Origin of the sequence: Nocardiopsis sp. NPDC006139 (assembly GCF_040614155.1) — a bacterium.
Taxonomy (GTDB): domain Bacteria; phylum Actinomycetota; class Actinomycetes; order Streptosporangiales; family Streptosporangiaceae; genus Nocardiopsis; species Nocardiopsis changdeensis.
Genome location: NZ_JBEXTT010000001.1, coordinates 330,213 through 343,411 on the forward strand (window position 1 = coordinate 330,213; position 13,199 = coordinate 343,411).

Sequence of the window (13,199 nt, forward strand, 5' to 3'; positions counted from 1 at the left end):
ATTCGCCCCGGGCGACACCCTCCCCGCCGGGCACCGCCGTCACCGGCGGGAACGGCCCGGCCGGCCCCGGCTCAGGCCGGCTCGGGCTGGGGCTCCGGCGGGGGCGGCTCGGGGAAGGGGCCGGGGCCCGGCGGTTCGGGATCCGGCCCCGGCTCGGGCGGAGGCGGGGGCACGGGCATCGGCGAGGGCGGGAACGGGTCCGGCGGCATCGGCGGCTCCGGCGCCGGGTCAGGATAGCGCAGCCGGTGCGCGGACGGGCGCGGGCGGTGCTGCGAACGGGGCTGTCGGTTCGGGTGCACGGTGTGCATTTCTCCTCCGTGCTGTCGGGAGGACGGCGCGGCCGGGGCCGCCGCCCCGAAGCGGGCGGGGACCGCCGCCCGCCGTCCCCCGCCGGTCGTGTCCCGGCTCGGAATCGTCGGTCGGAGGGATGTGTGTACACGGCTACCCGGGGCGACGGCGGGGAAACCCGCACGTGGAGACAGGTGGGACGGTCGTGTGCCCGCCTCGGCCCGCCCGGCGGTCCCGAAGGCGCCGCACACCGGCCGTCCACGGCCGCGGACGGCGGGCCCGGGGTCACCCTGTGCGAAAACCGAGGTCACGGACCCGCGGGCCATTGCCCGCGCCCGCCCGCCGGCGGTAACGTGCGCGGGTGGACTCCCCCCTGTACACCGGGCGCGCCCCTGTCAACCGCCCCGGATCCCCCTCCCCCCGTCCCCCGGGCCGCCCCCGCGGCGGCCGCCCATGACCGCAGGCCCGCTCCCCCGCCCCCGGCTCCTCGCCTACGGGATCGGCTCCGTCGGCACCGGTGTCTTCTCGGCCCTGCCCGGCCTGCTGCTGCTCTACTACCTGACCGACGTGCTCGGCGTCGCCGCCGGGGTCGCCGGGCTCGTGCTGGTCCTGCCCAAGGTCTGGGACATGCTCGTCGACCCCGCCATCGGCGTGGCCAGCGACCGGGAGGCCGTGCGCACCGGCGGCCGCTCCCGGCTGATGCTCGCCGGGGCGCTCGCCCTCCCGCTGCTGTTCGCCGCCATGTTCGCGGCCCCCACGCAGTCGCCGGCCTGGTCGGCGCTGTGGGTGGGCACGGCGTTCCTGCTGGCCACCACCGCGTTCAACCTCTTCCAGGTGCCCTACGTGGCGCTGCCCGCGGAGATCTCGCCGCGCCGCGACCAGCGGGCCCGCGCCATGTCCTGGCGGGTGGTGTGCCTGACCCTGGGCATCCTCGCCGCCGGCGGGCTCGCCCCCGTCGTCGTGGAGGCCGCGGGCGGCGGGCGCCCCGGCCACCTGGCCATGGGCGCCGCCATCGGGGCGGTGCTGTGCGCGGCGCTGCTGGCCGCCACGCTGGGGACCCGGTGGATCCCCAGCCGGCCCGGTACCGGCACGCTCGGGCCCGTCGCCGCGTTCAGGGCGGCGCGCGGCAACAGGCCGTTCTTCGCGCTGGCCGCCGCGTTCTCCACCCAGTCCCTGGCGGTGTCGGTGATGCTGGCGGGCGCGCCCTACGTGGCCGCCTACCGGCTGGACGACTACGGGCTCACCTCCGCCATGTTCGTGTGCGTGGTGGGGCCGAGCCTGGTGGCCGTCCCGGCCTGGTCGGCGCTGGCCCGGCGGTTCGGCACGGTGAACTGCTACCTCGCGGCGCTGGTCGCGATGACCGCCACCGCCGCCCTGCTGTTCCCGGCGGTGCTCGCCGAGCACACCGTCGCGGTGCTGGCGGTGACCGGGCTGGTGGGCGTCTTCTACACCGGCCTGCAACTGCTGCCGCTGACCCTGCTGCCCGAGACCGTGCGCGAGGACGCCGGCCGCAGCGGGCAGGCCCAGGCGGGCACGTTCACCGGCCTGTGGACCGGCCTGGAGACGGGGGCGATGGCGCTGGGGCCGGGGCTGTTCTCGGCCGTGCTGGCCGCGACGGCGTTCCGCTCCTCGGACGTGGCGACGGCCGTCGTCCAGCCCGGGAGCGCCCTGCTCGGCCTGAGTTGGGGGTTCACCCTGATGCCGGCCGCGCTGTTCCTGGTGAGCCTGGTGCCGCTGCTGGCCTTTCGGAAACTGACCGCCGTGGGAGAGAAAAGTGCTGCCTGAGAACGGACGCTCCACCGAGGACCTGCTCGCCGAACTGGCCCGCCTCAAGGAGGGCGACCTGCCGGTGCGGGAGGGCCGGGTCGCCGCCTACGTGTACGACCCCGGGCGGCCGCACGTGCGCGAGGCCGGGCACCGGGCCTACCTGGAGATGCTGGAGGTCAACGGCCTCGACCCGACGGCGTTCCCCAGCACCGTCGCCCTGGAGAAGCGGGTGGTGGGCGCGGTCGCGGCCGTCCTGGGCGGGGACGCGTCCACCCCGGGCGTCTTCACCAGCGGCGGGACCGAGTCCATCATGCTGGCGGTCAAGGCGGCCCGCGACACCGGGAGCGGGCGCGAGGTGGTGCTGCCGGTGACGGCGCACCCGGCGTTCCGCAAGGCCTGCCACTACCTGGGGCTCACACCCGTCACGGTCCCGGTGGACCCCGGGACCCTGCGTGCGGTGCCGTCGGCGGTCGCCGACGCGATCGGGCCGGACACCGCGCTGGTGGTGGCGTCGGCGCCGTCGTACCCGCACGGGGTGGTGGACCCGGTGCCGGAGATCGCGGCGCTCGCCGCCCGGCACGGGGTGCCCTGCCACGTGGACGCCTGCGTGGGCGGCTGGGTGCTGCCGTGGCTGGCGGACGCGCCGCCGTTCGACCTGTCCGTCCCCGGCGTCACCTCCCTCTCGTGCGACCTGCACAAGTACGGGTACGCGCCCAAGGGGGCCTCCGTCGTGCTGTTCGCCACGGAGGAACTGCGGCGGGCGGCGTACTACGCCAGCGCCGACTGGCCGGGGTACACGGTCATCAACTCCACCGTGCAGAGCAGCAAGGGCGCGGGTCCGCTGGCCGGGGCGTGGGCGACCCTGAACGCGCTGGGCGCGTCGGGGTACCGTGAGCTGGCCGCCGAGGCGATGGCCGCGGCCGCACGGCTGCGCGAGGGGGTCGCGGGGATCCCGGAGCTGCGGGTGCTGGGCGAGCCGGACGCGCCGCTGGTGGCGCTGGCCTCGGCCGACCCGGCGGTGGACGTGTTCGTCCTGGCCGACGAGGTCGCGAAGTCCGGGTGGTTCCTCCAGGCGCAGCTGTCGTACGCGGGCATCCCGCCCAACCTGCACCTGACGCTGACCGGGGTGTCGCTGGCGGGTGTGGACGCGCTGCTGGAGGTGCTGGCCGGGGCGGTCGCAGCGGTGCGCGGCGTGCGCCCCGACCTGCCCGGGGGCCTGGCCGGGGCCGTGGAGGGCCTGGACCTGGAGGCGGTGGACGACCGCGCGTTCGTGGAGCTGCTGTCGGCGGTGGGCGTCACCCTGGGCGGCCCGGGCGGCTCCCCGACGGCGGCGGTGAACACGATCCTCGACGGGCTCGCGCCTGCCACCCGCGAGGCGCTGCTGGTCCGCTTCCTGTCGGCCCTCAACTCTCCGCACACCGATTGAGGGGTGCCTCTTCGGGTAGTCGCCCTCCCACATCCCCCGTCCCCCGGTCCCCCCAGTGGGGTACCACGGGCGGGGGACGGGGCGGAAACCGGAGGACGAGGGAGGTCCGATGCCACGGAAGAACGTCTTCATCCCCGGCCTGGACGAACGCAACCACGAGATCCTCAGGAGGACGCCCACCGGCCGGGAGTGCGACTTCCACCCCCTTTCCACCCTGGACGACCTCAGGTCCGAGCGCCTGGACATCGAGGAGACCGTCGCCGGGGCCCAGGCCGCCATGGACGGGTTCGACGGGTCCGTCGACGCCATCGCGGGCTTCTGGGACTTTCCCATCACCCTGCTGGTGCCGATCCTGGCCGGCCCCCGGGGCCTGCCCTCCCCCACCCTGGAATCGGTCGTCCGGTGCGAGCACAAGTACTGGAGCCGCCTGCTCCAGAGCGAGGTCATCGACGAGTACCCCGCCTTCGCCCTGGTGGACCTGCACGACCCGGTCCCGCCGACCGAACCCGGCTACCCGATGTGGCTCAAGCCCGTGAAGTCGGCCTCCTCCGAGCTCGCCTTCCGGGTGGAGAACGACGAGGAGTTCTATGAGGCCGTCGACCGCCTGCGCGAGGGGATCGGCAAGGTCGGGCGCCCCTTCGAGGAGATCCTGAAGCGCGTCGACCTCCCGCCGGAGATCGCCGAGGCCGGCGGCACCTCCTGCCTGGCCGAGGCCGCCCTGCACGGGGTCCAGGTGGCCGTCGAGGGCTACGTCCACCGGGGCGAATGCGTCGTCTACGCCACGCTGGACTCGGTCGACTACCCGGCCAGCCCGGTCTTCCTGCGCCACCAGTACCCCTCCACCCTGCCCGAGGACGTCCGGCGGCGGCTGGCGTCGGTCGCCACGCGGGTGATGGGCAGGCTGGGGCTGGACAACTCGACGTTCAGCATCGAGTTCTTCTACGACCCCGTCGAGGACGACATCCGGGTCCTGGAGGTCAACCCCCGCCACTCCCAGGCGCACGCGTCGCTGTTCGAGATGGTCGACGGCACCGCCAACCACGAGCGGATGCTCAGGCTCGCCCTGGGGCGGGAGCCCGTGCTCCCGGACGGGCTCCGCGGGGAGTACGACATCGCCGCCGAATGGTACCTGCGCCGCTTCTCCGACGGCCTGGTCAACCGGGTCCCCACCCCCGAGGAGATCCGCCGGCTGGAGGAGGCCGTGCCGGGGGTGCGGATCGCGATCGTGCCGGAGGAGGGGCAGCGGCTCTCCGGACTCCAGGCCCAGGACAGCTACAGCTTCGAGCTCGCCAAGATCGTCATCGGCGGCGCCGACGAGACGGAGATGCGCGCCAAGTACGAGCGCTGCGCCGAGGAGCTCTCCTTCGACATCGAGGACGACCCCGGCGACGACCACTGACGGAAGGAGACCCCATGCGGGTGATCGAGACCCTGCCGTACGAGGTCCGGACCGAGGACCACTTCTGGATCCCCCTCTCCGACGGGGTGCGCCTGGCCGGGCGGGCCTGGCTCCCCGCGTCCGCCGAGATGGACCCGGTGCCGGCGGTCCTGGAGTACATCCCCTACCGCAGGCGCGACCTCACCGCGGTACGCGACTCGACCCACCACCCCTACATCGCCGGGCACGGCTACGCCTGCGTCCGCGTGGACATGCGCGGCAGCGGCGACTCCGAGGGGGTGCTCACCGACGAGTACCTGGAGCGCGAGCAGCAGGACGCCGAGGAGGTCCTGGCCTGGCTCGCCGAGCAGCCCTGGTGCGATGGCACGACCGCCATGATGGGCCTGTCCTGGGGCGGCTTCGCCGCGCTCCAGGTGGCGGCCCGGCGCCCGCCGAGCCTGGGCGCCATCGCCATCGCCTCCTTCACCGACGACCGCTACAACGACGACTTCCACTACATGGGCGGCTGCCTGCTCTCCGACAACCTCGCCGAGTCCGGGACCACCTTCGCGTTCGGCACCTGCCCGCCCGACCCGATGACGGTGGGCGACCGGTGGCGGGACATGTGGCTGGAGCGGCTGGAGGCCAACCGCCCCTGGATCATCACGTGGCTGCACCACCAGCGCAGGGACGACTACTGGCGGCACGCCTCGGTGATCGAGGCCCCCGAGCGGGTGGACTGCCCGGTGCTGGCCGCCGGCGGCTGGGCCGACGGCTACTCCAACGCGGTCCTGCGCGTCCTGGAGTGCCTGGAGTCGCCGCGGCTGGGGCTCGTCGGCCCCTGGTCGCACCGCTACCCCCACCTGGGGCTCCCCGGGCCCGCCATCGGCTACCTCCAGGAGGTCGTGCGCTGGTTCGACCACTGGCTCAAGGGGGTGGACAACGGGGTGGACGAGGGGCCCGCGCTGTGGGCCTGGATGCAGGACTCCGTCCCGCCCGCCACCTCCTACGAGGACCGGCCCGGGCGGTGGGTGCGCGAGGACCGGTGGCCGTCCCCGGGGGTGGAGCGGACGCGGTTCGGCCTGGGCCCGCACCGGCTGTTCACCTCCGACGAGTACACCCCGGCCGAGGACGAGGAGCCCGGCGACCCGCTGACCGTGTCCTCGCCCCTGACCGTGGGCCAGTTCGCGGGCAAGTGGGCCTCCTACAGCGCGCCGCCCGACCTGCCCTACGACCAGCGCGAGGAGGACGGCGGCTCGCTGGTCTTCGAGACCGAGGCCCTCCGGGAGCCGGTGGAGATCCTCGGGGCCCCCGAGGTGGAGCTGGAGGTGTCCTCCGACGAGCCGGTGGCGATGGTCGCGGCGCGGTTGAGCGACATCGCCCCCGACGGGTCCGCCACCCGCGTCACGTTCGGGCTGCTCAACCTGACCCACCGCGACGGGCACGCGGAACCGGAGGAGATGCCGCCGGGCGAGACCCGGCGGGTGCGGATCGTCCTCAACGGGGTGGCCCAGGTCTTCCCGGCGGGCCACCGCATCCGGCTGTCGCTGTCCACCTCGTACTGGCCGCTGGCCTGGCCCCCGCCCCGGCCGGTCCTGCTGACCGTCCACCCGGGCGGCAGCGCCCTGGACCTGCCGGTCCGCCCGGTGCCCGAGGGGGAGGACCCCTCCGCCCGGCCCTTCGGCGAACCCGAGACGACGGCGGAGATCCCGACCTCCCGGCACGAGCTGCCCGAGCACCGCTGGGAGGTGCACAGGGACCTGGTCGACACCCGGTCCTCACTGGAGATCGTCAAGGACGGCGGGATCCTGCACCTGGAGGGCATCGACCTGGACGTGGGCCGCCGCGCCCGCGAGCACTACGAGTCGGTGGCGAACGACTTCACGTCGGTGCGCGGCGAGACCTCCTGGACGATGCGCTTCGCCCGGGGGGACTGGGCCACCCGCACCGAGACGCACACCTCGCTGGAGTGCACCGAGACCGGGTTCCGGGTGTACGGGACGCTCGACGCCTACGAGAACGGGGAGCGCATCTTCTCCCGCCAGTGGAACGAGACGATCGCACGCGACCACGTGTGAGGGGCGCGTGCGCAGGAGAGGGGGCGGGGCCGATGGAGGGCCCGGTGTCCGCGGGACCGCTGGTGGTCCTCGTGTCCGTGGCCGTTCCGGTGCTGGTGATCCTGTTCGTGATCTGGGTGCTGCGCCGGGACGTCGCCCGCAAGCAGAAGGCCGTCCGCTCGCCCGACTACTGGAAGGAGCGGCCCGACGGCCGCCGGTACCCGACCGGGTGGGACCAGAGCCCCGGGGCCGGGAGCGCCCGGCGGGAGCCGGAAGAGGATCCAGCGGACGACGACCTGCCTCCGCCGGAGGGCGGCGACCCGCCGGTCCGGTGAGGCCGGGGCGGGGGCGCCCGCGTTCACTCCCGGCGTTCATGGGTAGTCGCCCCGTGCACACCCGTGGTCGAACACCGTGGAAGGCGGTGAAGCCGATGATGGGCACGGAACCCGCCCCCGGCCTGCTGGAGCGGGCGCGCCTGCTCCCCCTGCTGTCCGCACAGGTCGCCCGGGGGGTGATCGTGCGCCGCCCCGCCTGGGAGGGCCTGGCCGCGGCGCTCGGCGCCGACCGCCGACTCGCGGAGCTCCTGCGGGAGCTGCGGGAACGGTACGGGGACCGGCCCCTGCCGCTGACGGTGGCGGGCCGGCCCGTCGCCCTCGTCCTGGACCCTGCGGACGTGCGCGGCCTCCTGGAGCGCACCCCGGACCCGTTCTCGCCGGGCGGCCGGGAGAAGCGGGGCGCTCTGGCGCACTTCCAGCCGCACGGGGTGCTCGTATCCGACGCCGACGACCGCGTGCCCCGGCGGGAGGCCAACGAGGAGGCGCTGGCCACCGGGCGGCCCCACCCCGACGGCGGGGTGCTGGACGCCCACGCCGACGAGGAGGCGGCGGTGCTGCGCCGCGCCCTGGGCGAGGCCGGGGGCGGGCTGGACTGGCCGCGGTTCTCCGCGTCGTTCGACGCGCTGGCCCGCAGGCTGGTCTTCGGGGCGCACGCCGCCGAAGACCACCTCACCACCGAGCTGCTCCGGCACCTGCGCTCGCGCGCCGACTGGTCCTACGCGCTGCCGGTGGACCGGCGGACCAGGGAGGAGTTCCTGGACCGGGTGCGGACGGGCGTCGAGGGCGCCGAGCCGGGGAGCCTGGCCGCGCGGCTGCCCCGGGACGGCCGCGTGCGGCCCGAGGACCAGGTGGCGCACTGGCTCTTCGCCTTCGACGCGGCGGCCATCGCCGCCTTCCGGTCCCTGGCCCTGCTGTCCGCGGAGGGGGCCGACCCCGAAGCGGCGGCCGGCGACGCGGCCCGGTGGGAGGCGACGGTCCAGGAGTCGGTGCGGCTGTGGCCGACGACGCTCGTGATCCTGCGGGAGGCGGTGCGGGAGACGGTCTGGCGGGACCGGGAGTTCGCCCAAGGCACGGTGTTCGTGATGGTGAGCTCCTACTTCCACCGCGATCCGCGGCTGCCGTACGCCGACGCGTTCACCCCCGGGATCTGGCTGGACGGGCGCGCCCGGGCGGAGCCGGGGCTGGTGCCGTTCAGCCACGGGCCCGCCGGGTGCCCGGGCCGGGACGTGGTGCTGTCGAGCGCCTCGCGGTTCCTGGCGGCGGTCACGGGCGGGGACCCGCCGGCGCGCACCGACGCCGCCCCGCTGTCGGCCGCGGACCTGCCGGCGTCACTGGACCACACCGCCCTGCGCTTCTCCCTGGCGGGGACGGCGTGAACGGCGCGGTGGACCGAACGGACCCCGAATCGGAGAGGTGAAGGACATGGAATGGGCGTGGGTCGTGGCCGTGGTCATGATCGTCGCGATCGTCGTGGCGGCGGTGTTCGTGCTGCGGCGCAACACCGCCGACGACCGCAGACTCCCCGACAAGCCCGCCCGCGAGCGGCGGCGCTATCCGACGGGCTGGAACCGCAGTACCGGTGAGATGCGCATGCCCCCCGACGAGGGGGATCCCCCCGCGCCCCGCCGCGACGCCTGACCGGCCCGCCCACGGCGGACCGCCGGACGGTGCCGCGCCCCGGACGGGGACGGCACCGTCCGGGCACATCGTCCCTGGCGGCCACAGAGGCGGGCACGTGCCGGTTCGTCACGGCGGGTGCCACCGCGTCCGGCGGTCTCGCCGGGTGTGGTGAGCGGCCGCCGGCTCGGCGGGATCTCTCCACCGGCCGCCTCGGGTTCCGCCAGGTGTCCCGCGTCAGAACAGCGGGGCCGGTCCGTGTGGCCTGCGGGGGTTGACATTCCAAAATGTTAGCGCGAACAATATTGCCTGGATCACATTCACGCCCCCGCTCCCGCCCCTCCCCCTCCAAGAAAACCGACACTCCCCCATTTCAGGGCACCATCCACCCGATACCCCTCAATCTCCCCATCTCGGAAGGAAGCGCCCTTGTCGCGGAATGTTAGCGCCCACAAAATCCCGCCGGACGATCCCGTGGTCGTCGGCATCGACTTCGGCACCCTCTCGGGCCGCGCCGTCGTGGTCCGGGTCTCCGACGGCGCCGAACTGGGCACCGCCGAGCACGCTTACCCCCACGGCGTCATCACCGACCGCCTCCCCGGCGGCAAGGGGGAGCTGGAGCCGGAGACCGCGCTCCAGCACCCCGGCGACTACGAGGAGGTGCTGCGCACCGCCGTCCCCGAAGCGCTGGAGCTGGCCGGGGTCCACCCCGGGCGGGTCGCCGGGATCGGCACGGACTTCACCTCCTGCACCTTCCTGCCCGTCACCGCCGACGGCACCCCCCTGTGCCTGCTGCCCGGACTCGCGGACCGCCCGCACGCCTGGCCCAAACTCTGGCGCCACCACGCCGCCCAGCCCGAGGCCGACGAGATCACCGCCCTGGCCGCCGAGCGCGGCGAGCCCTGGCTGCCGCGCTACGGCGGCCGGATCTCCTCGGAGTGGCAGTTCGCCAAGGCCCTCCAGGTCCTGCGCGACGACCCCGGGGTGTACGAGCGCGCCGACCGCTGGATCGAGGCAGCCGACTGGATCGTCTGGCGGCTGTGCGGCCGCGAGACCCGCAACACCTCCAGCGCCGGCTACAAGGGCCTGTACCAGGACGGGCGCTGGCCCTCCCGGGAGTACCAGGCCGCCCTCGACCCGCGCCTGGCGGACTTCGCCGCGACCCGGCTCGACCACCCGCTCTCCCCGCCGGGGACGCGCGCGGGCGGCCTCACCGCGCAGGCCGCGGAGTGGACCGGCCTGCCCGAGGGCACCCCGGTCGCGGTGGGCGCCATCGACGCCCACGTGACCGCCGCCGCCGTGGGGACCACCGGCCCGGGCCGGATGCTCGCCATCATGGGCACGAGCACCTGCCTGGTGATGAACTCCGACGTCAGGGCCGAGGTCCCGGGCATGTGCGGCCTGGTCAGGGACGGCATCACGCCCGGCGCCTGGGGGTACGAGGCCGGGCAGAGCGGGGTCGGCGACATCTTCGGCTGGTTCGCCGACACCCACGTCCCCCCGGCCTACCACGACGAGGCCCGCGCCCGCGGGGTGTCCGTGCACGAGCTGCTCTCGTACAAGGCGGCCGACGCCCCGGCCGGGTCCCACGGCCTGGTCGCCCTGGACTGGCACAGCGGCAACCGCTCGGTCCTGGTGGACCACTCGCTCTCCGGCCTGCTCGCCGGGATGACGCTGGCCACCCGGCCGGAGGAGGTCTACCGGGCCCTGGTGGAGGCGACCGCGTTCGGCGCCCGCACCATCGTCGATGCCTTCACCGGCGCCGGGGTCCCGGTCCGCGACCTCACCGTCGCCGGGGGCATGGTGCGCAACCCCTTCGTCCTCCAGGTCTACGCCGACGTCCTGGACCGGCCGCTGCGGGTCGCGGCCACCGGGCACGGCAGCGCCGTCGGGGCGGCCGTCCACGGGGCCGTCGCCGCCGGGCTGTACCCCGACCTGCACACCGCCTCCGCCGCCATGGGCCGGGTCCGCGCCGACTCCGTCGAGCCCGACCCCGCCGCGGCGGCCGCCTACAAGGAGCTGTTCGCCGTCTACACCGAACTCCACGACCACTTCGGCCGGGGCGGCAGCGACGCCCTGCACCGGCTCCGCGCCCTGCGCAACGGCACCCGCGCCGCCGGCCCCTCCGGCACGGCGGCCTCCGACGAGGGGAGGCGGCGGTGACGGCCCCCCGGACGCCCGCGCCCGCGGCCGCGGCCGCGCTGGCCGCCCACCGCGACGAGGTGGAGCGCCTGCGCGCGCAGGTCTGCGCCCTGCACGCGGAGCTGCCCCGCTGGAACCTGGTCACCTGGACGAGCGGGAACGTCTCCGCCCGGGTGCCCGGCGCCGACCTCATGGTCATCAAGCCCAGCGGGGTGTCCTACGACGACCTGGCCCCCGGGGACATCGTCGTCTGCGACCTCCACGGGAACACGGTCGAGGGGCGGCACCGGCCCTCCAGCGACACCTTCGCCCACGCCCACATCTACCGGGAGCGCCCCGACATCGGCGGGGTGGCGCACACCCACAGCCCCTACGCCACCGCGTGGGCCGCCCGCGGCGAGGCCGTCCCCTGCGTGATCACCGCGATGGCCGACGAGTTCGGCGGCGACATCCCGGTGGGGCCCTTCGCGCTCATCGGGGACGACGCCATCGGCCGCGGCGTGCTCGACACCCTGGCGGGCCACCGCTCCCCGGCCGTCCTCATGCGCGGCCACGGCGTGTTCACCGTCGGACCCACCGCCGCGGCCGCGGTCAAGGCCGCGGTGATGTGCGAGGACGCGGCCCGCACCGTGCACATCGCCCGGCAGGCCGGGCCCGTCGAGCGCCTGCCCCAGGAGCACATCGACGCGCTCCACGAGCGCTACCGCAACGCCTACGGCCAGTGACCCCCACCGAAAGCGAGGAGACCCCCGTGACCGTCCCCACCGCTCCGCCCTCCCCGAACCCGGCCGTGCGCGGACGCGCGCCGCGCATCGGGCTGCTCGGCATCATGCAGCCGCTCTACGACGACATGATCCCGGGCATCACCGAGCACCAGGCGCGGTACGCCGCCCGGGTCGCCGACCGGCTATCCGGCGTGGCCGAGTGGACCGTCGCCCCGCCGGTGCGCGGGCGCGAGGAGGCCGAGCGGGCGGTGCGGGCGTTCGAGGAGGCCGGCCTGGACGGGGTCCTGGTGGTCATGCTGACCTACGGGCCGTCCCTGCGGATCACCCGGGCGCTGACCGGCGCGCGGCTGCCGCTGGCCCTGGCGAACATCCAGCCCGAACCCGCCGTGAGCGCCTCGTGGGACATGGACGACATGACCTACAACCAGGGGATCCACGGCGCCCAGGACACCGCCAACGCGCTGGTCCGCGCACGGGTGCCGTTCGAGGTCGTCACCGGGGACTGGGAGCGCCCGGAGTTCGCCGAACGGGTGGGCCGCTGGGCCCGGGCGGCCCGGGCCGTGCGCGCGCTGCGGGACCTGCGGGTCGGCGTGTTCGGCTACCCCATGAACGGCATGGGGGACGCGCGGGTCGACGAGACCTCGCTGCTGCGGGTGATCGGCCCCGAGGTCCACGTCATCGCCCCGGGCGCCCTGCACCGGACCATGGCCGGCCTGCCCGAGGAGCCCGTCCGCGAGCTGATGTCCTGGGAGGACTCGGTCTTCGACGTGGACCCGCGCCTGTCCAAGGAGGAGCGGGAGGACCACGCCCGCATGCAGCTGGGCATCGAACGGCTGCTGGAGGAGGCTGGCTGCGGGGCCTACTCCACCCACTTCGACGCGATCGGCGAGGACGGCCGCTTCGCCCGGCTGCCCATGGCCGCCGCCTCCACCCTGATGGCCAAGGGGTACGGCTTCGCGGGCGAGGGCGACGTGCTCGCCGCCTCGGTGGTCTACGCGGGCCACCGCCTGGCGGGGGACGGCCACTTCACCGAGATGTACGCGATGGACTTCCCTAGTGACTCCATCCTCATGAGCCACATGGGCGAGGGCAACTGGCGGCTGGCCCGGGAGGACGAGCCCGTACGCCTGATCAAGCGGCCCCTGGGCATCGGCGGGCTGGCCGACCCGCCGACCCTGCTGTTCCGGTACCGGCCCGGCCCGGCCACGCTGGCCTCCCTGGTCGCCCTGGGCGGCGACCGCTTCCGGCTGGTCGTGGCCGAGGGCGAGGTCCTCGACTCCCCCGCGCTCCCCTCCCTGGAGATGCCCTACGGGCGGTTCCGGCCCGACAGCGGGGTGGGCGGGTGCATGGACGCCTGGCTCCGGGCGGGCGGCACCCACCACATGGCCATGAACACCGGCCGCCGGGCCGAGGACTGGCGCGTCCTGTGCGCGCTGGCCGGCATCGAGTACGTGCCGGTCTGAC

The 13,199-nt window shown here is 75.0% G+C and carries 10 protein-coding genes; all 10 read left to right on the forward strand.

Going from position 1 to position 13,199, the window contains the following annotated elements:
* Positions 1–741 precede the first annotated feature (741 nt).
* Positions 742–2,073 (forward strand): MFS transporter, encoded by a 1,332-nt coding sequence (locus ABZ249_RS01335; protein ID WP_355255596.1) that lies wholly within the window; start codon positions 742–744, stop codon positions 2,071–2,073.
* On the forward strand, positions 2,063–3,481 hold the full coding sequence (locus tag ABZ249_RS01340; protein WP_355255599.1) for an aspartate aminotransferase family protein: 1,419 nt from the start codon (positions 2,063–2,065) through the stop codon (positions 3,479–3,481). The genes ABZ249_RS01335 and ABZ249_RS01340 overlap by 11 nt, the downstream gene beginning before the upstream one ends.
* Before the next feature lie 109 nt (positions 3,482–3,590).
* Entirely contained in the window at positions 3,591–4,880 is a 1,290-nt protein-coding gene (locus tag ABZ249_RS01345; RefSeq protein WP_355255601.1) for an ATP-grasp domain-containing protein, read from the forward strand.
* A gap of 14 nt (positions 4,881–4,894) precedes the next feature.
* Positions 4,895–6,937, forward strand: a complete 2,043-nt coding sequence (locus ABZ249_RS01350) for a CocE/NonD family hydrolase (RefSeq protein ID WP_355255604.1) — start codon at positions 4,895–4,897, stop codon at positions 6,935–6,937.
* A 44-nt stretch (positions 6,938–6,981) separates the two neighbouring features.
* Entirely contained in the window at positions 6,982–7,251 is a 270-nt protein-coding gene (locus ABZ249_RS01355; protein ID WP_355255607.1) for a hypothetical protein, read from the forward strand.
* Between the two features lie 98 nt (positions 7,252–7,349).
* Entirely contained in the window at positions 7,350–8,627 is a 1,278-nt protein-coding gene (locus ABZ249_RS01360; RefSeq protein ID WP_355255610.1) for a cytochrome P450, read from the forward strand.
* A gap of 46 nt (positions 8,628–8,673) precedes the next feature.
* On the forward strand, positions 8,674–8,889 hold the full coding sequence (locus ABZ249_RS01365; RefSeq protein ID WP_355255613.1) for a hypothetical protein: 216 nt from the start codon (positions 8,674–8,676) through the stop codon (positions 8,887–8,889).
* Positions 8,890–9,342: 453 nt separating this feature from the next.
* On the forward strand, positions 9,343–11,031 hold the full coding sequence (gene araB / locus ABZ249_RS01370; protein WP_355256030.1) for a ribulokinase: 1,689 nt from the start codon (positions 9,343–9,345) through the stop codon (positions 11,029–11,031).
* A 38-nt stretch (positions 11,032–11,069) separates the two neighbouring features.
* Positions 11,070–11,735 carry an L-ribulose-5-phosphate 4-epimerase gene (locus ABZ249_RS01375; RefSeq protein WP_220565918.1) on the forward strand — a complete coding sequence of 222 codons (666 nt, stop codon included), beginning with the start codon at positions 11,070–11,072 and terminating at the stop codon, positions 11,733–11,735.
* A 26-nt stretch (positions 11,736–11,761) separates the two neighbouring features.
* Positions 11,762–13,198 carry an L-fucose/L-arabinose isomerase family protein gene (locus ABZ249_RS01380; protein WP_355255616.1) on the forward strand — a complete coding sequence of 479 codons (1,437 nt, stop codon included), beginning with the start codon at positions 11,762–11,764 and terminating at the stop codon, positions 13,196–13,198.
* Position 13,199 lies beyond the last annotated feature (1 nt).

Bases quoted from the DNA above. Each gene is read 5' to 3' on its own strand.
- ABZ249_RS01350 (WP_355255604.1), top strand. From the start codon at position 4,895: ATGCGGGTGATCGAGACCCTGCCGTACGAGGTCCGGACCGAGGACCAC.
- ABZ249_RS01360 (WP_355255610.1), top strand. From the start codon at position 7,350: ATGGGCACGGAACCCGCCCCCGGCCTGCTGGAGCGGGCGCGCCTGCTC.
- ABZ249_RS01365 (WP_355255613.1), top strand. From the start codon at position 8,674: ATGGAATGGGCGTGGGTCGTGGCCGTGGTCATGATCGTCGCGATCGTC.
- ABZ249_RS01345 (WP_355255601.1), top strand. From the start codon at position 3,591: ATGCCACGGAAGAACGTCTTCATCCCCGGCCTGGACGAACGCAACCAC.
- ABZ249_RS01335 (WP_355255596.1), top strand. From the start codon at position 742: ATGACCGCAGGCCCGCTCCCCCGCCCCCGGCTCCTCGCCTACGGGATC.